Origin of the sequence: Saccharothrix sp. BKS2 (genome assembly GCF_047689505.1) — a bacterium.
GTDB classification, from domain to species: domain Bacteria; phylum Actinomycetota; class Actinomycetes; order Mycobacteriales; family Pseudonocardiaceae; genus Actinosynnema; species Actinosynnema lopnurensis.
On sequence record NZ_JAUQOL010000022.1, the window covers coordinates 21,839 to 45,162 of the forward strand.

Sequence of the window (23,324 nt, forward strand, 5' to 3'; positions counted from 1 at the left end):
TCCCCGTGTCCACCGGGCAGGACGGGATCGACGTCGGGGTCGGCCGGACCGCGTTGCTGGTCGCCGCGGCGAGGGCGATCGAGGCGCGCCGCGCCGACCGGCTCGCCGAGGACGTGTACGCCGAGCACTTCGTGCGGGCGGCGCCGGCCTCGGCCGGGTGGCCGGTGCGCCCCGAGGAGGTGCCCGACGGCGACGCCGACCCGCTGTGGGGGCGACTGGCCCGCTACTTCGGGTTGCGCACGAGGGTGTTCGACGACTTCCTGCTGCGGTCGGCGCACGCGGGCGCGCGGCAGGTCGTGCTCCTGGGCGCGGGGCTGGACACGCGGGCGCTGCGCCTGGACTGGCCGGCGGGCGTCAGCGTGTTCGAGCTCGACCGGGGACCGGTGCTGGCGTTCAAGCAGCGGGTCCTCGACGGGCTGGGGGCGCGCCCGCGGGCCGCGCGCGTGCCGGTGGCCGTCGACCTGGGGCACGACTGGGGGTCGGTGCTGACCGCGGGCGGCTTCGTGCCGGGTGAACCCACGGCCTGGCTGGTGGAGGGCCTGATCATGTACCTGACGCCCGCCGCCGAGCAGCGGCTGGTGGCCACCGCCGACCGGCTGTCGGCGGCGGGCAGCGCGCTGGCCTACGAGACCAAGTCGCGCCCGACCTCGCCGGCCGTCGTCGCCCACCCGCTCTACACCGGGGCGGCGACCAGGATCGGCGTGGACCTGGTCGCGCTGTTCGACCCGGGCCCCCGGCCCGACTCGGCGGCCGACCTCGCCGGCCGCGGCTGGTCCACGACCACCCGCACGCCGTTCGAGTTCACCGCCCGGCACGGCCGCGGCCCCGAACCGGAGGCGGACGACCCGCTCGGCGACAACCGCTGGGTGTTCGCGGAGAAGCCGGCGTAGGTCCCGCGATCCCCGGGACCTACCGGGCGCTCCGGCGGTGCGTCGCCAGGCCCACGACTGCGACGACGACGAGCGCCAGGCCCGCCACGAGACCGATGGCCGGGAAGACGGCGACCTCGCCGGCTCGGGCCATCCGCCAGCCGTTGAGGGCCGTGAAGAGCACCCCGACCAGCAGGTAGAGCGCCGAGAGGCGGGTGCTGGAGGGGATGAAGCGTTGACGGGTGGCGGACGTCACGGTACCTCCATCGGCAGGGTTGTGATCACAGGTCCCATACCCTGCCGCGCGGCACCGCCAAACCACGTGGGTGGGCGTGCGGTCGGGAGCGGAGGTGAGGTCGGTGGCGGAGTCGGACGAGGGCCCCGCGGAGGTGGCCCGGGGTGAGCGCGTCGAGGGTGGTGACCCGGTGTGCTGGTTGTCGCGGGTGTGCCCGGAGTGCGGGTTGTTGGCCGACGGCGAGCCTCCCGAGGTGTGCCCGCGGTGCGGCGCGGCCCTCGACGACGGCGGTGGCGCGCCATGACGGCCACGTCTGAGGATCGCGGCCGGGCGCGGCGCGGGCGAGCGGTCAGGCACGAGCAACCCCGGTCGTGCCCCCGGCAACGGGAAACCGGCGGCCGCCGATCCCCCGCTGACGCTCAGGCCGGCCAACCACCCGCGGCGGCGGTGGACGCGGCGAACTCGGCGAAGGTCCGCGGCGGGCGGCCGAGGGCCCGCCACACGCCGTCGGAGACGTACTCGTCCGCGCCCTTCCCCAGCGGCTCCACGACATCGGCCAAGACCTCGGCGTCCGCGCGCGGCACCCCCTGCCCGCCGAGTTCCGCGATGTAGTCCTCAGCGGACAGCGGCACGTAGCGGATGTCGCGCCCGGTGGCCCCGGAGATCGTCGCGACCGCCTCGGCCAGCGTCACCGCCCGGGGTCCGGACAGCTCGTAGACCTGGCCCGCGTGCCGGTCCTCGGTCAGCGCGGCGACCACCACGGCGGCGATGTCCTCGGCGTCGACGAAGCTCGCGGCCCCCTCGCCGGCGGGCAGCCGCAGCTCCCCGGCGCGCACGGCGTCGGCGAAGAAGCCCTCGCTGAAGTTCTGCGCGAACCAGCCGGGCCGGCTGATCGTCCACTCCAGACCGCTCCCCCGCACGGCGGCCTCGCTGTCGAGGAGGCCCTCCAGGACCCCGCCGCCGTCCCGGACGTAGTCCGGGTCGTCGATACCGCGCCCCGAGGCCAGCACGACCCGCCGCACCCCGTGCCGCACCGCCAGTTCGACGAACGGGCGGACGAGCTTCGTGCCGTCCAGCTGCACGACGTACGCGGACCGCACGCCCTCCAGGGCGGCGTCCCAGGTGCCGCGGTCGTGCCAGTCGAAGGGGTGCTCGCCGGTGCGGGCCGCCGCGCGGACGGGCAGCCCCGCGGCCCGCAGTCGGGCGACGACCCGGCGGCCGGACTTGCCGGTCGCCCCGGTGACCAGGACGGGGTGTTCAGCCATGACCCCAGTCAACCGGCCTCACCTGAGACGATCCATGGCTGAGCAGCTCACTTCGATGTCAGGGCGTCCACGCCGGCTACGCTGGGGACGTGGACGTCGTGTCGGAGCTGTTGGCGGACGTGCGGGCGCGCGGCGCGGTCTTCCGCCGCACGACCATGCGACCGCCCTGGGCCCTGCGGATGGCCGGCGGCGCCCCGCTGACGCTGGCCACGATGCTGCGCGGCCGGGCCTGGATCGTCCCCGACCGGCACGAGCCGGTGGCCGTCGGGACCGGCGACGTCGCCCTGGTCCGCGGCGACGTGCCCTACGCGGTGGCCGACGACCCCTCGACCACCCCGTCCCTGGTGGTGACCAGTGCCGACTACTGCCCGAGCGCCCGGGGCGTCGAGCACGCGCCGGGGCCCGCCCGGACCTGCGGCACCCCGGACGAAGGGGCCGCCGTGCTGCTCAGCGGGGCGTTCGAGCGCCGGGGGGAGCTCAGCGAACGGCTGCTGCGCGCGCTGCCCCCCGTGCTGGTGGTGCCGGCGGGTCCCTCCCCCTCGGTGGAGTCGGTGGCCGAGGAGGTCGCCGGGGAGCGGCCGGGGCAGCAGGTCGTGCTGGACCGGCTGCTGGACCTGATGCTGGTCTCCGCGCTGCGCAGCTGGTTCGACACCCCGGGCGCCGACGTCCCGGCCTGGTGCCGCGCGCCGGCCGACCCGGTGGCGGGCGCCGCGCTCCGGCTGCTGCACGACGCGCCCGCGCACCCGTGGACGGTGGCGGCCCTGGCGGGCGGGGTCGGGGTGTCGCGGGCCGCGCTCGCCCGGCGGTTCACCGCCGCGGTCGGCGAACCGCCGATGACCTACCTCACGGGCCGGCGGATCGCGCTGGCCGCGGACCTGCTGCGGCGGACCGACGACACGGTGGCCACGATCGCGAGGAAAGTGGGCTACGCCAACGCTTTCGCGCTCAGCGTGGCGTTCAAGCGGCTGCGCGGCATGCGGCCCGGCGACCACCGGGCCTCACGGCCGGCGCAGTGGCGAGCGGGCTGACCCGCGGGCCGGGTCAGTCGTCCTCGCCGCCCTCGTCGCTCCCCCACGGGCCGACGACCGCGAGCGCCGCCTCGCCCTCCTCGAACGCCGAGAACAGGTCCGCCCCCGCCGCCGGACCCTCGCGCACCAGCAGCACCACCGGTTGCCCACCCTCCTCGGTGGCGGGGTCGAAGCCGGTGGCGATCTCCCGGCGCAGCAGCGGCACACCGCCGTCCACCAGCGGGGCCGCGCGCAGGTGCGCGGCGGCGGCGACGAGTTCCTCCCCGTACTTCGGCACCACCTCGTCGAACGCCCCGGGCGAGGTCAGCAGGAGCACGCCCAGCCGGTCGCCGGCGCGCTCGTAGCGCATCCCCAGGTCGAACGGGAGCAGGTAGAACACGCACTCCTCGGCCTCGTGGCCCCGGTCCATCAGGGCGTTGACCACCCACTGGCCCGGGTCGTCCGCGGTCGGGTCGATCCCGATCACGACCAGTTCGGCCTCGCCGCCCTCGCCGGTCCCGGCCCCGTCTCCGTCCTCGTCCTCGTCCTCGTCGAAGGCCGGCACGACGGCGACCCACATCTGCTCCGCATCACCCATGGCGAGGATCCAAGCACCAGCGGCGAACGGCGCACCGGTCGGCTCGACCGCCCCCGCCGCGCTCACGGTCCGAGCAGCGCGCGGATCCCGGCCGCGGTCACCGGGTCGTTCAGGTCCTCGCAGACGGCGAGGGCCTCCCGCCAGCAGTTGAGGGCCGCCGCGGTCTCGCCGGTGGCGCGCAGGGCGCGACCGAGACCGGTCAGGGTGCGGACCGCGCTCCAGCGGTCGCCGACCTCCTCGTGCAGGGCCGCGGCCCGCCGGAACTCGGCCACGGCCGCCTCGGACGACCCCCGCCCGAGGTGGACGTGACCGATGCCGCCCCGGGCGAAGCCCTCGGCCTGCCGGTGCCCGATGTCGCCGAACAGGTCGAGCGCCTCGCGCAGGACCTGTTCCGCCTCGTCCCACCGACCCAGGTCCAGGTAGGTCTCACCGAGGCTGTGCAGCGTCCACGCCTGCCCCCACCGGCTGTCGCCGCGCCGCCACAGCGCCAGCGCCTCGTCCAGGTGCGCCAACGCCTCGTCGGGACGTCCCTGGAGGCGGTGGGCGTAGCCCAGGTTGCTCAGCGCCTCCCGGATTCCCCACCCGTCCCCGACCTCGCGGAAGAGGTCCAGCGCCTGCCGCCCGTACTCGGGTGCCTCGCCCGTCCGGTGCATGCTGAAGTGGGCCTCCCGGAGCGAGTGCAGCGTCCACGCCTCGCCGCGGCGGTCGCCGATCGCCCTGGCCGACGCCAGGCCGGTGGTCAAGGCGGTGATCCAGTCCCGCCAGTGCTTGCGGAGGAAGAAGAACCCCCACAGCGCGACCGGCAGCCGCCAGGCGAGCGAGTGCTCGCCGCGGTCGGCCGCGAGCCGGATCGCGGCCATCAGGTTGACGTGCTCGCGATCGCACCACGCCCCGGCGCCCCGGTGGTCGGTGAAGGGCGCGGGCGGGACGTCGGCCCCCCGGTGGTCGAGCGGCACGCAGTACGACCGGCGGGTCAGCAGGTGGTCGGCGGCGTCGGCCACCCGCAGGTACCACTCCAGCAGGCGGCGCACCGCCGCCGCGCCGTCGGCCGCCGTCTCCTCGGCCCCGGCCCGCTCGACCGCGTACAGCCGCAGCAGGTCGTGGAACCCGTAGCGACCCCGGTCGACCTCGACGAGCAGGTTGGCGTCCACCAGCGCCTCCAGCGCCGACCGGGCCTCCGACTCCGGCACGCCCGCCAGCTCGGCGGCGGCCGGGACGCCGAACTCGGGACCGGGGTGCCGGCCGAGTCCGCGGAACACGCGCGCCACGCCGGCGGGCAGTTTCCGGTAGGACCAGGAGAACACCGCGCGCACGGCGCCGGCCCCGTCGTCGGCGGTGGTAGAGGTGGTGGCGGCAGGGGTGGAGGTGGCAGGGGTGGAGGTGGCGGCCCCGTCGTCGGCGAAGCCGGCGGAGCCGGAGCCGGTGGCGAGCAGGTCGAGCCGGTGCTGTTCGGCGGCGAACTCGCCGACCAGGTCGGAGACGGTCCAGTGCGCGCTCCGCGCGACCCGTTCCCCCGCGATCCCCAGCGCCAGCGGCAGGTGCCCGCACAGCCGCGCCAGCTCACCGGCGGCCTCCGGCTCCGCGGCCAGCCGCTCGGCCCCCGCCGCGGCCCCCAGCAGCGCCACCGACTCGGCCGGGGGCAGCACGTCCAGCACGACCCGCCGGGCGCCCGCGCCCGCGACCAGCCCGGCCAGGCGGTTGCGGCTCGTCACGACGACCGCGCACGTGGCGGAGCCGGGCAGCAGGGGGCGGACCTGGCCGACGTCGACCGCGTTGTCCAGCACCACCAGCACCCGCCGGTCCGCCAGCAGCGAGCGGTACAGCGCGGCCGTCTCGTCCAGCGGCCCGGGAATCCGCTCGGGTGCGACGCCGAGGGCCCGGACGAACGAGTCGAGCGCCTGGTGCGCGGGCACCGGCGCGGTCGGGTCGAACCCGCGCAGGTCCACGTACAGCTGGCCGTCGGGGAAGCGCGGGCTCCCGCGGTGGGCCCAGTGGACGGCCAGGGTGGTCTTGCCCACCCCCGGCGGGCCGGTGACCACGGCGACCGCGACCGCCCGGCCCGCCGCGAGGAACCCGTCGAGCCGCCGCAGGTCGTCCGCGCGGCCGGTGAAGTCGGGGACGTCGAGCGGGAGCTGGCGGGGGACCGGCAGGACCGGTTCCCCCGACCGGTGGAGGTGCAGCCCGCCGTGGATGCCACCGGCCTGCACCACCGCGCCGGCGTTGCCCGAGAAGGAGTTCCGCGTGTCGTCGGCCCGCTGCACGCCCCCCATCCTGGGGCAGCGGGGGTGGCGGGGGAACGCCGCTCCCCCGCCACCCCCGTCAGATCACGCGGTTGGCCGCGGCGCGCACGGTGGTCGTCGCGGCCTCCAGGACGTTGTCCACGGGGTTGTCGTCGCCCTCCCACGAGCCGTTCACCCGCGCCCGCACCTGGAACGCCACCCGGCCCGCGGCGACGTCGGCCGCGGTGTAGGTGTAGATGAACGGCAGCTCCACCGCCGCGCCGCCCGCGACCCACTGCCTGATCACGCCGACCCGGTTGTGGTAGCCGCTCTCCGACATCCTCGACAGCTCGACCTCGACGTCCTCGGGCGAGCCGGTGTTGTTCCGGACCGCCACCCCGATCGCCCTGGTCTGCCCCGCGCGCGCCGAGGTCGGCACGGTGAGGCCGGACAGCGCCACGTCGTGCGTCTCGACCCTGATCGTCCGCACCCCGGTGCCCGAGCGGCCGTCGGCGGTCCAGCCGGTCACCTCCACGCGGTACTCGCCGTCCGCCGCGTAGCGGTGCACGAGGTCCTCACCGGTGATCGGCGCGGACGTGCCGTCGCCGAACCGCACCTCGCCGCCGACCAGCGGGCGGCCGAGGCGGTCGCCCGAGGCGGTGGTGAACGAGACGTCGTCGAACGTCGTCGGCCTCTCCGGCCAGGGCCAGGCGGTCGGCGCGATGGCCGGCGCGTTGACCAGGTCCAGCTCGAACGCCCGCGCGCGCTCGGCGCGGTCGGCCACCCTGAGGTGGTAGGTCACGCCGGCCTCGGCGGTGAACACCGCGGCCGTGGCCATCCCCGACACCACGCAGTCGACCTCGGTCAGCGCGCCGGGCCCGCCCCGCAGCACGGTGATGCCCGGCGTGCCCCAGGCGTCGTCCACGGCCACCGACCGGGTCCGCTCGGAGGTGTAGCGGTACCAGACCGAGCGGTCGGCGTCGCGCTCGCAGCTCGGCTCGACCTCGTCCGGCTCGGCCGACGCGCGCGCCAGGTCGCCGGTGAGCTTCGCGGGCAGCCCGACCGCGCTCGCCGCGGCGAGGTCGTCGTTGGGCGGGGGCGGGACCGAGGTGAGGTCGAAGCCGACCTGGCCGCCGCCGTAGAACTCGATCAGCACGAGGTGGTAGGTCACGCCCGCGGCCACGTGGAACGTCTCGACCGGCGCGCTGTCGAGCGTGCACCCGCCCGGCACCTGCGCGAGCGCGCCCCGCTCACCGGTGTAGACGGCGATGAGCGGCGTGTACCCGGTGCTGGACGTGGTGGCCTTGACGATGCCGTCCGCGGGCGCCGTGTAGCGGAACCAGACGCTGCGCGAACCCCAGTGGTAGCAGTCGGTCGGGTCGTCGACCGCCTTGGTGGACAGGGTGGTGTCCTGCGTGGTGGTGAACGGCAGGGCGGTGATGGCGGTGGCGGTGTCGAAATCGTCGTTGGTCGGCGGCTCGGCGTGCGCGACACCGGGCGCCAGGGCCACGGTCGCGGCGACGACGAGGCCGATGATCGGCGTGCGCGGGCGCGTGGAGGCCCGCCGCCGGGTGGACAGTGTCATCCGTGGTCTCCCCCGGGAGTGGTGGTGTGCGGGCGGTCAGGCGACGGCCAGGCCGGCGGGGCCGGTCACGGTGGTGGCGATGGAGATGACCTCGTTGTCCACCGGACGGGCGTCGCGCGCCGGGTACGGCAGCCGCACCTCGGCCCGGAAGCCGACCTTGCCCAGGACGGCGTCGTCGGGGGTGAACGTGTAGGCGAAGGGGAACCGGACCTTGCGGGTCGGCCGCGCCGGCACCACCAGGGTCTGGGAGCCGACCTCGCTCCAGGACCTCCCGTCGTGCCGGTGCAGCACCACGGTCACCACCTCGTCGTAACGGGTGTTGGCCACGTGCACCTCGATGGTCTTCGTCTCGCCCTGGCCGGCCGTCCGCGGCACGTCGAACCGGCTGATGGCCACGTCGTGCGTCGCGACCACGACGTCGGAGGTGACGGTGGCGGTGCGGCCGTCGGGCGACGCGGCGCGCAGGGTGACGCGGTAGGTGCCGTCGGCGGGGTAGCGGTGGGACACGCTCCCGGTGGTGCTCGGCGCGGTCGTGCCGTCGCCGAAGTCCCACTCCCCGCTCAACGGCCGGTCGATCGAGCTCCAGGAGCCGGGGCTGAAGTGGACGGTGTCGTAGACCGACGGGTCGGACGTCGACCGGTCGACGTAGGGCCGCAGCGCGGGCGCCTCGTCCAGGTGGAGCGCGACCGGTTGGTGGCTGTGCACCGGGCCGGTGACCCGCAGGTGGTAGGTGGTGCCCGCGGTCGCCCGGAAGGCGGTGGGTTCCCCGTAGGAGAACGCCTTGCAGGCCACCTGGGTCAGCTCGTGCGGGGCCGCGCCGGTGTAGACCGTGACGGCCGTGTCGGTGTGCTCCACCCGCGCCGTGACCGACGTCGTCACGACGGGGGTGTAGGAGTACCAGACCGACGGCACGGTCTCGGCGTCGACGCAGCTCGACTCGGGTTCGTCGGCCTCGAAGGTGGCGGTCGACAGGTCCGGCCGGGCCACGTGCGGCAGGGCCGTGACGGGCTCGGCGGCGGCGAACGCGTCGTTCGGCGCGGGCGCGACCGCGGCCAGGTTGAACCGCAGCGCCCCGCCGGTGACGTCGTAGCCCGCGACGAAGAAGTGGTAGGTGGTGCCCGCGGTGGCGCGGAACGTCACGGTGGCGTCGGTGCCGATGTCGCAGGCGTCGTCCACGCCGCGCAGGTCCCGCCGGTCCCCGGTGTTGGCCGAGAGGACGGTGGGGTGGTCGCTGCCCGCGGTGTCGGCCCGCAGGAAGCCGTCCGCGGTGGCGGTGTGGGTGAACCAGACACCGCCCTCGACGTTGTAGAACTGGCACCACGAGGGGTCGTCGTTCACCCCGGTGGCCTCGCTCGTGTCCTGCTGGGCGCTGAACGGCAGCGCCGTGACGGGTGTCGAGCGGTCGAAATCGTCGTTGGACGGTGGCTCGGCGTGCGCGACGCCGGGAAGCAGCGCCGTCAGCACCGCGGTGGCGGAACCGATCGCGGCGACACGGGCGCGCGCGGACGCGCGCCGTCGCGAGGACAGCATCGTGTGGAACCCCCCTGAAAAAAATCCGCCCACCTGCCGGTGGACGGCCCCTTGTCCCGTACATCGGCGGCCGGGGGCGCGGTGTGACCGGCGACGGGCGAAGTTGGGCCGTCCGGCTCACCGGGGTGCGGCCGGGTGAGCCGGACGGCCGCGCCGACGCCGGTCCCGGGACGGGGGTCATCCGGGGGACCGGCGCCCACGGCCACGCCGGTCCCCCGGCGTCGTGTCCGGTGTCCGACGACCCGGCTCAGGGGACGACGTGGCGCTCCTCCGCGAAGTGGCACGCGCTGGGGTGGCCGCCGCGGTCCACCAGGAGCGGCTCCTCGGTCGCGCACACGTCCCGCGCCTTCCAGCACCGGGTGCGGAACCGGCAGCCCGACGGCGGGTCGATCGGCGACGGCACGTCACCGGTCAGCCGGATCACGTCCCGCTGCCCGCGCAGCTCCGGGTCGGGCACCGGCACGGCCGACAGCAGGGCCTGCGTGTACGGGTGCGTGGGGTGCTCGTAGATCTCCCGCTCGGTGCCGATCTCCACGATCTTCCCGAGGTACATCACGGCCACCCGGTCGGACAGGTGCCGCACCACGGACAGGTCGTGCGCGATGAACACGTACGACAGCCCGAACTCGCCCTGCAACCCCGCCAGCAGGTTCATCACCTGCGCCTGGATGGACACGTCCAGCGCGGACACCGGCTCGTCGCACACGATCACCTTCGGCCGCAGCGCCAGCGCCCGCGCGATCCCGATCCGCTGCCGCTGCCCGCCGGAGAACTGGTGCGGGTAGCGGTTGAGGTGCTCGGGGTTCAGGCCGACCACGTCGAGCAGCTCCCGCACCCGCCCCGCCCGCGACCCCTTCGGCGCGACCTCCGGGTGGATGTCGAACGGCTCGCCGACGATGTCGCCGACGGTCATCCTCGGGTTGAGCGAGGTGTACGGGTCCTGGAGCACGATCTGCATGTCCCGCCGCCACGCCTTCAGCGCCGCGCCCCGGAGCGGGAACATCGGCTCGCCCTCGAACAGGGCCGTGCCGGACGTGGGCGGTTCCAGGCGCATCAGCACCTGGGCCAGCGTCGACTTCCCGCAGCCCGACTCGCCGACCACCCCCAGCGTCTCCCCCGCCGCCAGCGAGAACGACACGCCGTCCACGGCGCGCACCTGGCCGATCGTGCGCCGGAACAGCACCCCGCGCGTCACCGGGAAGTGCTTGACCAGGTCCCGGACCTCCAGCAGCTCAGCCACGGACGACCTCCTCCGCGAAGTGGCACGCACTGCCCCGCCCCGGCCCCAGCGGCACGAACGCGGGCACGTCCACCGCGCACACGGCCTCGGCGCGCGGGCATCGCGGGTGGAACGGGCACCCCGGCGGGATGCGCAGCAGGCTCGGCGGCAGCCCCTTGATGGTCTCCAGCGCCGAGTGCTTCGACGAGTCCAGGCGGGGCAGCGACCGCATCAGCGCGGCCGTGTAGGGGTGGCCGGGCGAGCGGAACAGCGACACCGCGTCGGCCTCCTCCACGATGCGCCCCGCGTACATGACCGCGATCCGGTCCGCGACCTCCGCGACCACGCCCAGGTCGTGCGTGATCAGCACCAGCCCCATGGACCGCTCGCGCTGGATCTCCCGCAGCAGGTCCATGATCTGCGCCTGCACGGTCACGTCGAGCGCGGTCGTCGGCTCGTCGGCGATGAGCACCTCGGGGTTGAGCGCGAGCGCCATCGCGATCATCGCCCGCTGCCTCATGCCGCCGGAGAACTGGTGCGGGTACTCGCGGACCCGCTGCCCGGCCGACGGGATGCGCACCAGGTCCAGCAGCTCGATCGCCCGCGTCCGCGCGTCCTTGCGGCTCAGGCCGAGCCGCAGCCGCAGCTGCTCCTCGATCTGGAACCCGACGGTGAACACCGGGTTCAGCGCGGACAGCGCGTCCTGGAAGACCATCGCCACGCCGGACGCCCGCACCGCGCGCCGCCGTTCCGGCGAGGCGGTCAGCAGCTCCTCGCCGTGGAACCGCACCGAGCCCCGGGTGACGAACGCGGGCGGCGTGTCCAGGATGCCCATGACGGCCTGGGCGGTGACGCTCTTGCCCGACCCCGACTCCCCGAGCACGGCCAGCGTCTCGCCCGCCGCCACCCGGTAGCTCACGCCGTTGAGCACCCGCGCCACGCCGTCGCGCGTGCGGAACTCGACGTGCAGGTCCTCCACTTCCAGCACAGCCCACCTCACCGCAACTTGGGGTCGAGGGCTTCGCGCACGGCGTCGCCCAGCATCACGAACGCCAGCACGGTGGCGGTCAGGAACCCGGCCGGGAACAGCAGCGCGTGCGGCGCGACGCGCAGGTAGTCCTTGGCGCTGTTGATCATCACGCCCCACGACACGACCGGTTGGCGCAGCCCGATGCCCAGGTAGGACAGGGTCGCCTCGGCGCCGATGAACGCGCCGAGCGCGATCGTCGAGTACACCAGCACGGGCGCCACGCAGTTGGGCAGCATGTGCTTGGTGATGATCCGCGACGGCGACGCGCCGAGCGCCCGCGCCGCCTTCACGTAGTCCTGCTGCTTGGCGGCGATGGCGGTGGACCGCATGATCCGCATCGCCACCGGCCAGGACAGCACCGACAGCGACAGCACGACCTGCGCGACGATCCGCACCGTGCCCGCGTCGCCGCCCGCGTTCAGCGTGGTCAGGATGACGATCGCGCCCAGCACGAACGGCACGCCCACGAACACGTCCGCGATGCGCGACACCACCGCGTCGAGCCACCCGCCGTAGAACCCGGCGAACATGCCGATCGTCGCGCCCACCAGCACCACGCCCACCGTGGACAGCAGGCCGACCACGATGGACGCCCGCGCGCCGTGCACGACCCGCGTGTAGATGTCGTAGCCCTGGTTGTCGTAGCCGAACCACGCCTCGGCCGACGGCGCGCCGCGCGAGCGGGACAGCTGCGCCAGGTTCGGGTCGCCGGACGCGAACAGGCCGGGGAACAGCGCCATCAGCACGACCAGGAAGATGATCGACACGGCCGCCCAGAACAGCACGCGGCGGCGCAGGGCGTGCCAGGCGTCGCCGAACAGGCCGCGGGGACGTTCGTCGACCAGCGAAGCGATCTGCTCAGTCATAGCGAATCCTCGGGTCCAGGACGGCGTAGAGGAGGTCCACCAGCAGCGTCATCAGCAGGTACACGAGCACCAGGACGGTGACCACGCCGGTGACCATCGCGCCGTCCTTGGTCAGGATCGAGCGGAACACCAGGCCGCCGACGCCGGGCACGTTGAAGATGCCCTCGGTGACGATCGCGCCGCCCAGGAACGCGCCCAGGTCCGTGCCGAGGAACGTGATCACCGGGATCAGCGAGTTCCGCAGCAGGTGCACGCCCACCACCCGGCGCGGCGGCAGGCCCTTGGCCAGCGCCGTGCGCACGTAGTCGGCCCGCCGGTTCTCGGAGATGCTCGCCCGCGACAGCCGCGCCACGTAGGCCATGGACAGCGACGCGAGCACGAAGCCGGGCACGATCAGGTTGCCGATCGTCGGGCTGGTCACGGTCGGCGAGATCCAGCCCAGCTGGAGGCCGAACACCAGCTGCACCACGTAGCCGGTGACGAACACCGGGATGGAGATGAGGAACAGCGTCGAGACCAGCACCAGGCTGTCCAGGAACCCGCGGTTGCGCAGGCCGGACACCACGCCGGCGGTGATGCCGATGACCGCCTCGACGACCAGCGCCACCAGGGCGAGCTTGAGCGTGACGGGGAACGTCGCCGCGATCCGGTCCGCGACCTGGAGCCCCGACGAGGTCAGCCCGAAGTCGCCCCGCACCAGGTTGCCCAGGTACTTGGCGTACTGCACGAGCAGCGGGTCGTCGAGGTTGAACCGCTCCCGCATCGCCGACACGTACGACTCGGGGCAGTCCCGGTCGCCGCACTTGCCCTCGAACGGGTCGCCGGGGACCGCCCACACCATCACATAGATCAGGAACGTGGTCCCGAGGAACACCGGGACCATCTGCAACAGCCTGCGCAGCACGTAGCGCCCCAACGGAGCCTCCCACCGCCGGGGGCCGGCCCGGGGCGCGCCCGGACCGGCCCGATCACACCGAGGGCTACGCCACTTCCACAGTTTCGAGGTCGAGGGCGCGGAACGGGTCGAGGTTCGCGACCTTGAGCCGGTCGGACCTGCCGCCGACGGTGAACTGGGTCCACAGCGGGATGGTCGGCATGTCCGGGGCCATGATCCGCTCGGCCTCCAGGTACAGCTCGATGGCCTTCTCCTCGCTGGGGGCCCGGTCGGCCTCGGCCAGCTTCGCGTCGAACGCCGGGTTCGAGTAGAGCCCGTCGTTGGAGGACGAACCGGTGCGGTACAGCGGCGTGAGCCAGTTCTCGATCGACGGGTAGTCGGCGATCCAGCCCGCCCGGTACATGCCGGTCATCTCGTGCGCGTTGACCTTCTGGCGGAACTCGCCGAAGCTCGTCGACGGCACGAACCGCGCCTCCACGCCGAGCGTGTTCTTGATGCTGTTCGCCACCGCCTCGGCCCACTCCTGGTGGCCGCCGTCCGTGTTGGACAGCAGCACGATGTCCCCGGTGTAGCCGGACTTCGCGAACGCCTCCTTGGCCTTCTCCGGGTTGTACGTGCAGTAGTCGCCGCACTGGCCGGTGGTGTAGCCCTCCATCAGCGGGTGCACCCAGCCGTCGGCCGGCTTGCGGGTGCCCTCGAAGATGCGCTGGGTGATCTCCTCGCGGTTGATGGCCATGGAGATCGCGCGGCGCAGGTCCGCGTTGTCGTAGGGCTCCTGGTAGAACGGGAACGCGATGGTCTGCATGTTCAGCGTCTCGCGCTGCACGACCCGGTCGCCGAGGTCCGTCTCGTACTTCTTGCCCGCCAGGGCGTTCGGCGGCAGCTCCTCGATGAAGTCGAGGTTGTTCGCGATGAGGTCCGCGTAGGCCGACTCGCGGCTCTGGTAGACCTTCAGCGTCAGGTCCTTGAACTTCGGCTTGTCGTCGCCCTTGTAGTCGTCGTAGCGGGTCAGCTTGATCTCCGTGCCGACCGTGCGCGAGACGTACTTGAACGGGCCGTTGCCGATGGGGTTGGCCTCGAACGCCGCCCGGTCCTTGAAGAACGCCTCCGGCAGCGGGGCGAACACCTCGTAGCCGATGGTCACCGGGAACACGGAGAACGGCTCGGACAGGGTGATGGTGAACTGGTGGTCGTGGTCGACCACCAGGCCCGACATCTCCTCGGCGGTCGGCGTCGGCGCCTCCTGCGGGCCGTCCGCGCCGTCGGGGTCCTTCGGGTGGACCTCGTCGTAGCCCTCGATCTGGGAGAAGAAGCTGGCGCCCTGGGTGGCGTTGGGACCGTAGGCGGTCCAGTTCCAGGCGTCCACGAAGCTCTTGGCGGTGACCGGCGTGCCGTCGTGGAACGTCCAGCCGCTCTTGATCTTCACGGTGAAGACCTTGGAGTCGGTCGTGTCGATCGACTCGGCCATCGCGTTGGCGGGCTGCGCGTCCTCCGCCCGGTACTCGACGAGGCCGGTGAACAGCGGGTCGAGGACCCGGCTGCCGCCCACCTCGGTGGTGTTGCCGGGCACGAGCGGGTTCTCCGGCTCGGTGTTGAAGATGGTGATGGCGGCGTCGGTGTTCGAACCCGACGGGGCGTTCTCGGCGGTACCGCAGCCGGCCGCCACCACGGCGACCGCGAGTGCGGCGGGAACTAAGCGTGCACGTGACATGGGTCCTCCCACCTGTTCGGGTGTGCCCGAGCGGAGTTTGACCGCTTCCGCAGCGTTGGGAGGACGCTATTGGGACGGTGGCGGGGCCACATGGGTGAGGTGGTCACAACCTCGTCACGACTGATCCCAGTTGACAGTTGCCCGGCGAGGCACCGAAGTCGATCAACGACCACCCCGAAGGCAGTTGTCCGGGTCGGCCGACCCCCGGCGGACCAGCGGGAACGCACCCGTCCACCGTTCGGGCCGCCGATCCCGGACAACGTCCGGCAACGCCGCAGAGCACCCGGACAACGACCCCTCGCCCCCACCACCCACGCCGTCGACCGCCACTCCCGGCAGCTCGAAGCGGACCGGGGGCCCCGTCAGCGGGTGATCGAGACGGCGAACGGCGTGAACCCGCCGACCCGGATCACGTGCGGCACGAACAGCACCGCGGCCTCGGTGGCCCGCGCCGTCTCGATGCCGCCGAGGTCCGTGATCCACCCCGGCTGCCACCCGAGGTCCCCGAGGAGTTCACGGACGACCTGCTTGGCCTCCGGGTCTTCCCCGGAGAGGAAAACAGTGGGCGCCTGGGCCGGCGAGGCGGGCGCGGTCATCACCGGGAACAGCATCGTGTCGAGGCTCTTGACGACACCCGTGCCGGGCAGCGCCTCATGGAGCCGTTCCGCCAGGCTCGAACCGGGGTGGAGCAGACCGGCGGGCAGTCCGTCCGGCCCGTCGACAGTGGCGTTGGAGACGTCGAGGAGGACCTTTCCGCGCAGTTCCTCGCGCAGCGCGGCGAGCCGTTCCAGCGAGCCGGCTCCCGGGGTGGCGTTGACGACGACCCGCGCGCCGCGAACGGCGTCCACGGCGGCGCCCGGCGAGCGGCCCGCCGCGGTCACCTCGTGCCCTGCCCCGGTCAGCGCGCGGGCGAGGGTGCCGCCGACGCGGCCGTTCCCGAGCACGGCGATGGTGGTCATGGTGTTCCGAGGTCCTTCCGGTGGTGGTCAGCGGGTCAGCGCGGCGACGGCCTGGCCGTGCACGCCGGGCGCGGCGGCCAGGGAGCTCTCGCCGCCCGGCGTCCAGGGGCGGCCCCCGGCGTCGGAGACGCGGCCACCGGCCTCGGTGACGAGCAGCGCCCCGGGCAGCAGGTCCGCGCGGGCGCCGGCGAACTGCCAGAAGGCGTCGACCCGGCCGGCGGCCACGGTGAGCAGGTGGAGGGTCGCGGGCACGGAGGCGCGCACCACGAGCGCGGTGCTCAACATCGCGGTGATCGAGACGCCGACGCGCCGCACGACCGCCTCGTCCTCGTCCGGCCTGGCCTGGCTCGTGGCGACGAGGCCGAGCCCGAGGTCCTCGGTGTCGGACACGCGCAGCGGCCGGCCGTCGAGGTGGGCCCCGCCGCCCGCCGACGCGGTGTACGTCTCGCCGGTCAGCGGCAGGTGGACGGCGGTGAGCACCGGCCGGTTCCCGCGCACGAGGGTGGCGGTGACCGCCCACCCCGGCAGGCCGCGCAGGTGGTTGACGTTGCCCTCGGCCGGGTCCACCACCCACCACTCGCCCGGGGGCAGGTCCCCGCCTCCGAGCTCGTCCTCCACCCAGCGGGCGTCCGGGCGCAGGTTCCCGAGTCGGGGCCGCAGGACGTCCAGGACCGCGTCGTCGTTGGCGGCGAGCGCGCCAACCCGTCACGCGTCCGGTAGCGGACCACCTCGCCGAAGCGCTCGCCCAGCACCGAACCGGCCGCGCGCACGGCGGCCGCGGACCTGGCCCTGCTCCCCCTGCCCCTCGACCTGCCGCCGGCCCCGGTCCACCTGTCGTGGCACCAGCGCCACGACACCGACCGCGCGCACGCGTGGCTGCGCGACCTCGCGCGGACCGCCCTGACCACGTGATCCGCCGATCCCCACCCCGCCGGGGTGGTTGAGGAATCAACCACCCCGGCGGGGCGTTCCTCCGGACGTGAAGAAAATCGGCTTCCTGTCCTTCGGGCACTGGTCCGACAGCCCGCACTCGCGGACCAGGACGGCATCGGACGCGGTGGCGCAGGCCGTCGACCTGGCCGTGGCCGCGGAGGAGCTCGGCGCGGACGGCGCCTACTTCCGGGTGCACCACTTCGCCCGGCAGCTGGCCTCGCCGTTCCCGCTGCTGGCCGCGATCGGCGCCAGGACCGAGCGCATCGAGATCGGCACCGGCGTGGTCGACATGCGATACGAGAACCCGATGTACATGGCCGAGGACGCCGGCACCGCCGACCTCATCGCGGGCGGCAGGCTCCAGCTCGGCCTCTCCCGGGGCTCGCCCGAGCAGGTCGTCGACGGGTGGCGCTACTTCGGCTACCGGCCCGGCGAGGGCGACACCGACGCCGACATGGCCCGCAAGCACACCGAGGTGCTGCTGGCGGTGCTGGAGGGCAAGGGCTTCGCCCAGCCCAACCCCCGCCCGATGTTCCCCAACCCGCCGGGGCTGCTGCGCGTCGAGCCGCACTCGCCGGGTCTGCGGGACCGGATCTGGTGGGGCGCCGGTTCCAACGCCACCGCCGCCTGGGCGGCCCGTCAGGGCATGCACCTGATGAGCTCGACGCTCAAGAACGACGAGGGCGGGGCGCCCTTCCACGTGCAGCAGGCCGAGCAGGTCCGGGCGTTCCGCAAGGCGTGGGCGGAGGCCGGGTGGCAGCACCGGCCCCGCGTCTCGGTCTCGCGCAGCATCTTCGCCCTCACCTCCGACCTCGACCGGGCCTACTTCGGCGGCGACGGCGACAGCGCCGACCACATCGGCCACATCGACGCCGACACCAGGGCGATCTTCGGCCGCACCTACGCCGCCGAGCCCGACGTCCTGGTCGGGCAGCTGGCCGAGGACGAGGCGATCGCCGAGGCCGACACGCTCCTGCTGACCGTGCCCAACCAGCTCGGCGTCGACTACAACGCCCACGTGCTCGACAACATCCTCACCCACGTCGCCCCCGCCCTCGGCTGGCGCTGAGCCGGGTCCGCGCGTCCGAGCACCCTCCTCCATTGCCCGGCCTCCGACCAGCTGCCTATAGTGCTAGTCAGCTAGTCAAATGGAGGAAGTCGTGATCGAGTTCCACCTGGACAGCGGGTCCGGCCTGTCGCCGTACCAGCAGGTCGTCCAGCAGGTCCGCCACGCGCTGAGGCTCGGCCTGCTGCGCGAGGGCGACCAGCTGCCGAAGGTCAAGGACGTCGTCGCGCGGTTGGCGATCAACCCGAACACGGTGCTCAAGGCGTACCGCGAGCTGGAGCACGCGGGCCTGGTCGCCGCGCGTCCGGGCGTCGGCACCTTCGTCTGCGCGACCCTGCCCGGCGTGGCGCCCGGCGTGCTCGGCCCGCTCACCAGGGACCTGCGGCGCTGGATCGCCAAGGCCCGCCTGTCCGGGCTGGACGACGAGGGCATCGAGGCGCTGATCACGACCACCCTCCGCACCTCGACGGTGGAGGACACGGCGTGACCGCGATGCTGCGAGCCCGGGGACTGGGCAAGAGGTACCGACAGCGCTGGGCGCTGACGGACTGCACGCTGGAGATCCCCGCGGGCCGCGTCGTCGGCCTGGTCGGGCCCAACGGCGCGGGCAAGTCCACCCTGCTCAACCTCGCCGCCGGCATGAGCGCCCCCACCGCGGGCGAGGTCGAGGTGTGCGGCGGGCGGCCGGGCAGCGGCCCCGCCCAGCTGGCCAAGGTCGGCTTCGTCGCCCAGGACGCCCCCACCTACGCGAGCCTGACCGTCGCCGAGCACCTGCGCCTGGGCGCCCGGCTCAACCCCGGCTGGGACGCCGACCTCGCCCGCGACCGGGTCGAGCGCCTCGGCCTCGACCCGGCGCAGCGGGCGGGGCGGCTCTCCGGCGGCCAGCGGGCCCAGCTCGCCCTGACCCTCGGCATCGCCAAGCGCCCCGAGGTGCTGCTGCTGGACGAACCGGTCGCCGCGCTCGACCCGCTGGCCCGGCGCGGGTTCCTCCAGGACCTGATGGAGACCGTCGCGGAGCACGGCGTCGGCGTCGTGCTCTCGTCGCACCTGATCACCGACGTCGAACGGGTCTGCGACCACCTCGTCACCCTGGTCGGCTCCCGCGTGGTGCTCGCCGGGGAGATCGACGACCTGCTGGCCACCCACCGCAGGCTCACCGGGCCGCGCCGCGACCCCGCGACGCTGCCCGCGGACCAGCACGTCGTCGCCGCGAGCCACACCGACCGGCAGAGCACGCTGCTCGTGCGCACGGGGTCGCCGATCCTCGACCCGGCCTGGGCGGTGAGCGAGGTCGGCCTCGAAGACCTGGTCATCGCCTACCTGGAACCGCCCGCGCCGGCGACGTCCCGCCCCGCCCTGGAGGTCCTCCGGTGACCTGGCTGACGCTGCGCCAGTTCCGCCTGTCCGCCCTCGCCGTGTCCGCCCTGCTGGCCGCCGTCGCCGCCGTGCTGCTGGGCGTCGGCAGGCCGGTCGTCACCGCGGTGGGCCCCGGGCTGACCTCCGACGACAGCACCTACTACTACCTGGGCATCGCCGCCCTCCACGTGTTCCCCGCCGTCATCGGGGCGTTCTGGGGCGCGCCGCTGATCAGCCGCGAGGTGGAGCACGGCACCCACCGGCTGGTGTGGAACCAGGGCGTGACCCGCACCCGCTGGCTGGTCGCCAAGACGGGGCTGCTCGCCCTGGCCGCGGTGGTCGCCACCGGGCTGTTCAGCCTGCTCGTGTGGTGGTGGTCGAGCCCCGTCGACGCCATCGCCACCGAGAACGGCCCGGCCGCCCTGCGGATCGAACCCCTGGTCTTCGGCGCCCGGGGCGTCGTCCCCGTCGCCCACGCCGTCTTCGCCTTCGCCCTGGGCGTGGCCGTCAGCGCCCTGCTGCGCCGCACGGTCCCGGCCATGGCGGTCACGCTCGTGCTCTTCACCGTCTTCCAGGTCTCCGCCCTCGACCTGGTCCGCCCCCACCTGCTCCCGCCGGAGCAGCAGGTCAGCGCCCCCTCCGCGGAGGGCACCACCCTGTACTTCCTCGGCGCCGGCTCGGAGCTGGAGCTCCACGCGCCGGTCCCCGAGCACTCCTGGGTGCTGGAGCAGCGGACCGTGGACCGGGAGGGCAACGCCGTCGCCGCCCCCGCCTGGCTCTTCGGGTGCCTGTTCCCGAACGGCCTGGGCAGCAGCGCGGGCACGGCGGTGGCGAACGACCCCGTGGACCGGGAGGCGTGCTTCGACCGCCTGGCCGCCGAGGGGTACCGGCAGCACGTCACCCACCAGCCGAACAGCCGGTTCTGGTCCCTCCAGTGGGCCGAGACCGCCCTCTACCTGGCGCTGGCGGCCCTGCTGGCGTGGTTCGCCCTGCACCGGACCCGCCGCATCGACTGAGGCCCGCCGGAACGGGACGAGCCCGGCCGATCCACCGGGGGATCGGCCGGGCTCGTCGGTGGAGCCGGATCAGGCGAGGTCGAACCGGTCGAGTTCCATGACCTTGGTCCAGGCCGCGACGAAGTCCGCCACGAACTTCTCACCGGCGTCCTGGCTCGCGTAGACCTCCGAGAGGGCCCGCAGCTGGGAGTTCGAGCCGAAGACGAGGTCGACCGAGGTGGCGGTCCACCTCAGCTCGTCGGTGGCCGAGTCGCGGATCTCGTAGACGTGCTCCCCGGACCCCGCCGCCCGCCACCGGGTGCCCGGCGAGAGCAGGTTGACGAAGAAGTCGTTGGTGAGCAGGCCGGGCCGGTCGGTGAGGACGCCGTGCCGGGTGTCCCCGTGGTTGGCGCCGAGGGAGCGCAGGCCGCCGACGAGGACGGTCATCTCGGGCGCGGTCAGGTCGAGCATGTAGGCGCGGTCGACGAGCAGCACCTCCGGCTGGAGCTTCTCGCCGGGGCGCACGTAGTTGCGGAACCCGTCGGCGCGCGGTTCGAGGAACCCGAACGACTCGACGTCGGTCTGCTCCTGCGTGGCGTCGGTGCGGCCCGGTCGGAACGGCACGGTCACCGGGAAGCCGGCGTCGTGCGCCGCCTTCTCGACGGCCGCCGAGCCGGCCAGCACGATCAGGTCCGCGAGCGAGATCTTCGCGCCGCCCGCGTCGTTGAAGTCGCGCCGGACGCCCTCCAGCACCTCCAGCACCTTCCCGAGCTGCTCGGGCTGGTTGACCTCCCAGCCGCGCTGCGGCTCCAGGCGGATGCGGGCGCCGTTGGCGCCGCCGCGCTTGTCGGTGGCGCGGAAGCTCGCGGCCGAGGCCCAGGCGGTGGTGACCAGCTGGGCGGTGGTGAGGCCGGACTCCAGGACCTTCGCCTTGAGGGCGGCGATGTCGGCGTCGCCCACGAGCTCGTGGTCGACGGCCGGCACCGGGTCCTGCCACAGCTGGACCTCGGGCACCCACGGCCCGAGGAAGCGGCTGACCGGGCCCATGTCGCGGTGCAGCAGCTTGTACCACGCCTTGGCGAAGGCCAGCGCGAACTCGTCGGGGTGCTCCAGGAAGCGGCGGGAGATCTTCTCGTACGCCGGGTCGACGCGCAGCGACAGGTCGGTCGTGAGCATCGTCGGCTTGTGCTTCTTCGCCGGGTCGTGGGCGTCCGGGATGATCTCCTCGGCGTCCTTGGCGACCCACTGCTTGGCGCCGCCGGGGCTCGTGGTGAGTTCCCACTCGTAGCCGAAGAGGATCTCGAAGAACCGGTTGCTCCACTGCGTCGGCACGTCGGTCCACGTCACCTCCAGACCGCTGGTGATCGTGTCCGCGCCCTTGCCGCTGCCGTGGGTGCTCAGCCAGCCCAGGCCCTGCGCCTCCAGCGGGGCGCCCTCGGGCTCCGCGCCCACGTGGCCGTCGGCCACGCCGGCGCCGTGGGTCTTGCCGAAGGTGTGGCCGCCGGCGATGAGGGCGACGGTCTCCTCGTCGTTCATCGCCATCCGGCCGAAGGTCTCCCGGATGAAGTGCGCCGCCGCCAGCGGGTCCGCGTTGCCGCGCGGCCCCTCGGGGTTGACGTAGATCAGGCCCATCTCGGTCGCCCCGACCTCGGGCGCCATCTCGGCCTCGCTGACGTAGCGCTCGTCGCCCAGCCAGGCGTCCTCGGGGCCCCAGAAGATCTCCTCGGGCTCCCAGACGTCCTCGCGGCCGAAGCCGAAGCCGAAGGTCTTGAAGCCCATGGACTCCAGGGCGACGTTGCCGGCGAGCACGAGCAGGTCGGCCCACGAGAGCTGCCGGCCGTACTTCTGCTTGACCGGCCACAGCAGCCGGCGCGCCTTGTCCAGGTTGGCGTTGTCGGGCCAGCTGTTGAGCGGGGCGAAGCGCTGACCGCCGTCACCGGCCCCGCCGCGCCCGTCGTGGGTGCGGTAGGTGCCGGCGGCGTGCCAGCTCATGCGGATCATGAGGCCGCCGTAGTGGCCGAAGTCGGCGGGCCACCAGTCCTGCGAGGTGGTCAGCACCTCGGTGATGTCGCGCTTGAGGGCCTCGACGTCGAGCTTGGCGAACTCGTCGGCGTAGCTGAAGGCCGCACCCAGCGGGTTGCTCTTCGACGAGTGGGCGTGCAGCACCGACAGGTCGAGCTGGTTCGGCCACCAGTCCCGGTTGGTGCGCGGGCGGCCGCCCGTCTTCGGGGTCGGCGAGTCGATCGCCGGGTTCTCGCTCTCGCTGCCGTGCGAGGTCGCGGAGTCGTGCGCGACCGGGCAGCCTGCCGCGGCCTTCTGGTCCACGCCCTGCGCACTGGAGGTGGGCGTTGGCCTGGGGTCGCTCATCTACGTCCTTCCGGCTGGCTGATCTTCGGCGGTGTGGTCGGCCGAGCAGTCGGGGCAGGTGCCCCAAAAGACGACCTCTGCCTCGTCGACCGCGTAACCGCGGTCGTCCGAGGCGGTGAGACAGGGGCTGTGACCGACGGCGCAGTCGACGTCCGCGATCGTGCCGCAGGAGCGGCACACGACGTGGTGGTGGTTGTCCCCCACCCGGGACTCGTAGCGGGCGGTCACGCCGGCGGGCTGGATGCGGCGCACCAGCCCGGTGTCGGTCAACGCCCGCAGCACGTCGTAAACCGCCTGGTGGGACACGGTGGGGTGCTCGACCCGCACGAGCGAGATCACCGTCTCGGTGTCGACGTGCGGGTGGTCGTGCAGCGCCTTGAGCACCGCCAACCGCGGACGGGTCACGCGCAACGAGACCGACCGCAACTGCGCCTCGAAGTCGGGTGTCACGCCCCGACCTTACGTGTCTTGACTGGATCAAATCCAAATCAGTTACGTCACATCCCGTATCGCCCACGGTGCGTAGCCGGTCCGTCACAAAGCTTGCGTGTTCGAGGAATCACGCACAGTGACAAGATCGGCACCGAGGTTTCGTCAAGCCGAGACGTCCTGTGTGGAC

Annotated in this window: 22 protein-coding genes; 7 read left to right on the top strand and 15 right to left on the bottom strand. The window is 73.6% G+C overall.

Annotated features, from left to right (window positions below):
• The first annotated feature begins 5 nt into the window (after nucleotides 1-5).
• Nucleotides 6-890, top strand: coding sequence for an SAM-dependent methyltransferase (locus Q5530_RS34210; protein WP_415366953.1), 885 nt, complete (start codon nucleotides 6-8; stop codon nucleotides 888-890).
• Nucleotides 891-909: 19 nt separating this feature from the next.
• Here Q5530_RS34210 and Q5530_RS34215 read toward each other — a convergent pair whose 3' ends face one another.
• Nucleotides 910-1,125 (bottom strand): hypothetical protein, encoded by a 216-nt coding sequence (locus tag Q5530_RS34215; RefSeq protein ID WP_380640614.1) that lies wholly within the window; start codon nucleotides 1,123-1,125, stop codon nucleotides 910-912.
• A 103-nt stretch (nucleotides 1,126-1,228) separates the two neighbouring features.
• On the opposite strand from Q5530_RS34215, the gene Q5530_RS34220 reads away from it, so the two are divergent.
• A complete protein-coding gene (locus Q5530_RS34220) occupies nucleotides 1,229-1,408 on the top strand; it encodes a hypothetical protein (RefSeq protein ID WP_415366955.1) in 180 nt (59 codons plus the stop codon).
• 115 nt (nucleotides 1,409-1,523) lie between these two features.
• Here Q5530_RS34220 and Q5530_RS34225 read toward each other — a convergent pair whose 3' ends face one another.
• A complete protein-coding gene (locus Q5530_RS34225; RefSeq protein ID WP_415366956.1) occupies nucleotides 1,524-2,369 on the bottom strand; it encodes an NAD(P)H-binding protein in 846 nt (281 codons plus the stop codon).
• 89 nt (nucleotides 2,370-2,458) lie between these two features.
• On the opposite strand from Q5530_RS34225, the gene Q5530_RS34230 reads away from it, so the two are divergent.
• The gene (locus Q5530_RS34230) at nucleotides 2,459-3,397 is read left to right on the top strand and encodes an AraC family transcriptional regulator (protein WP_415366957.1); all 939 of its coding nucleotides are present in this window, start codon (nucleotides 2,459-2,461) and stop codon (nucleotides 3,395-3,397) included.
• Nucleotides 3,398-3,410: 13 nt separating this feature from the next.
• Here the strand turns inward: Q5530_RS34230 and Q5530_RS34235 are convergent, their stop codons facing one another.
• The 11 genes from Q5530_RS34235 to Q5530_RS34285 form a co-directional block, all read right to left on the bottom strand.
• Nucleotides 3,411-3,974 carry a hypothetical protein gene (locus Q5530_RS34235; protein WP_415366958.1) on the bottom strand — a complete coding sequence of 188 codons (564 nt, stop codon included), beginning with the start codon at nucleotides 3,972-3,974 and terminating at the stop codon, nucleotides 3,411-3,413.
• Between the two features lie 62 nt (nucleotides 3,975-4,036).
• A complete protein-coding gene (locus Q5530_RS34240) occupies nucleotides 4,037-6,235 on the bottom strand; it encodes an ATP-binding protein (RefSeq protein WP_415366959.1) in 2,199 nt (732 codons plus the stop codon).
• 58 nt (nucleotides 6,236-6,293) lie between these two features.
• Nucleotides 6,294-7,778 carry a hypothetical protein gene (locus Q5530_RS34245; RefSeq protein ID WP_415366960.1) on the bottom strand — a complete coding sequence of 495 codons (1,485 nt, stop codon included), beginning with the start codon at nucleotides 7,776-7,778 and terminating at the stop codon, nucleotides 6,294-6,296.
• Nucleotides 7,779-7,814: 36 nt separating this feature from the next.
• A complete protein-coding gene (locus tag Q5530_RS34250; protein WP_415366962.1) occupies nucleotides 7,815-9,308 on the bottom strand; it encodes a PKD domain-containing protein in 1,494 nt (497 codons plus the stop codon).
• Nucleotides 9,309-9,555: 247 nt separating this feature from the next.
• Entirely contained in the window at nucleotides 9,556-10,548 is a 993-nt protein-coding gene (locus Q5530_RS34255) for an ABC transporter ATP-binding protein (RefSeq protein ID WP_380640604.1), read from the bottom strand.
• The gene (locus Q5530_RS34260) at nucleotides 10,541-11,515 is read right to left on the bottom strand and encodes an ABC transporter ATP-binding protein (RefSeq protein WP_415366964.1); all 975 of its coding nucleotides are present in this window, start codon (nucleotides 11,513-11,515) and stop codon (nucleotides 10,541-10,543) included. Before Q5530_RS34260 ends, Q5530_RS34255 begins: the two co-directional genes overlap by 8 nt.
• Before the next feature lie 8 nt (nucleotides 11,516-11,523).
• Nucleotides 11,524-12,423, bottom strand: a complete 900-nt coding sequence (locus tag Q5530_RS34265) for an ABC transporter permease (RefSeq protein WP_415366965.1) — start codon at nucleotides 12,421-12,423, stop codon at nucleotides 11,524-11,526.
• The gene (locus Q5530_RS34270; protein WP_415366966.1) at nucleotides 12,416-13,339 is read right to left on the bottom strand and encodes an ABC transporter permease; all 924 of its coding nucleotides are present in this window, start codon (nucleotides 13,337-13,339) and stop codon (nucleotides 12,416-12,418) included. The genes Q5530_RS34265 and Q5530_RS34270 overlap by 8 nt, the downstream gene beginning before the upstream one ends.
• A 64-nt stretch (nucleotides 13,340-13,403) precedes the next feature.
• Nucleotides 13,404-15,029, bottom strand: a complete 1,626-nt coding sequence (locus Q5530_RS34275; protein ID WP_415366968.1) for a peptide ABC transporter substrate-binding protein — start codon at nucleotides 15,027-15,029, stop codon at nucleotides 13,404-13,406.
• 362 nt (nucleotides 15,030-15,391) lie between these two features.
• Nucleotides 15,392-15,988 (bottom strand): NADPH-dependent F420 reductase, encoded by a 597-nt coding sequence (locus tag Q5530_RS34280; RefSeq protein ID WP_415366970.1) that lies wholly within the window; start codon nucleotides 15,986-15,988, stop codon nucleotides 15,392-15,394.
• 27 nt (nucleotides 15,989-16,015) lie between these two features.
• A complete protein-coding gene (locus Q5530_RS34285) occupies nucleotides 16,016-16,606 on the bottom strand; it encodes an inositol monophosphatase family protein (RefSeq protein ID WP_415366971.1) in 591 nt (196 codons plus the stop codon).
• A gap of 361 nt (nucleotides 16,607-16,967) precedes the next feature.
• On the opposite strand from Q5530_RS34285, the gene Q5530_RS34290 reads away from it, so the two are divergent.
• The 4 genes from Q5530_RS34290 (at nucleotide 16,968) to Q5530_RS34305 (ending at nucleotide 20,359) form a co-directional block, all read left to right on the top strand.
• Complete coding sequence (locus Q5530_RS34290; protein WP_415366972.1) at nucleotides 16,968-17,990, top strand: LLM class flavin-dependent oxidoreductase; 1,023 nt, start codon at nucleotides 16,968-16,970, stop codon at nucleotides 17,988-17,990.
• 91 nt (nucleotides 17,991-18,081) lie between these two features.
• Nucleotides 18,082-18,474: a GntR family transcriptional regulator gene (locus Q5530_RS34295; RefSeq protein ID WP_415366973.1), complete on the top strand. Its 393-nt coding sequence runs from the start codon at nucleotides 18,082-18,084 to the stop codon at nucleotides 18,472-18,474.
• Nucleotides 18,475-18,479: 5 nt separating this feature from the next.
• A complete protein-coding gene (locus Q5530_RS34300) occupies nucleotides 18,480-19,361 on the top strand; it encodes an ABC transporter ATP-binding protein (protein ID WP_415367036.1) in 882 nt (293 codons plus the stop codon).
• Nucleotides 19,358-20,359, top strand: a complete 1,002-nt coding sequence (locus Q5530_RS34305) for an ABC transporter permease subunit (RefSeq protein ID WP_415366974.1) — start codon at nucleotides 19,358-19,360, stop codon at nucleotides 20,357-20,359. Before Q5530_RS34300 ends, Q5530_RS34305 begins: the two co-directional genes overlap by 4 nt.
• A 69-nt stretch (nucleotides 20,360-20,428) precedes the next feature.
• Here Q5530_RS34305 and katG read toward each other — a convergent pair whose 3' ends face one another.
• Both katG and Q5530_RS34315 read right to left on the bottom strand, forming a co-directional pair.
• A complete protein-coding gene (gene katG / locus Q5530_RS34310) occupies nucleotides 20,429-22,705 on the bottom strand; it encodes a catalase/peroxidase HPI (RefSeq protein WP_415366975.1) in 2,277 nt (758 codons plus the stop codon).
• The gene (locus Q5530_RS34315; protein ID WP_380640586.1) at nucleotides 22,706-23,155 is read right to left on the bottom strand and encodes a Fur family transcriptional regulator; all 450 of its coding nucleotides are present in this window, start codon (nucleotides 23,153-23,155) and stop codon (nucleotides 22,706-22,708) included.
• Nucleotides 23,156-23,324 lie beyond the last annotated feature (169 nt).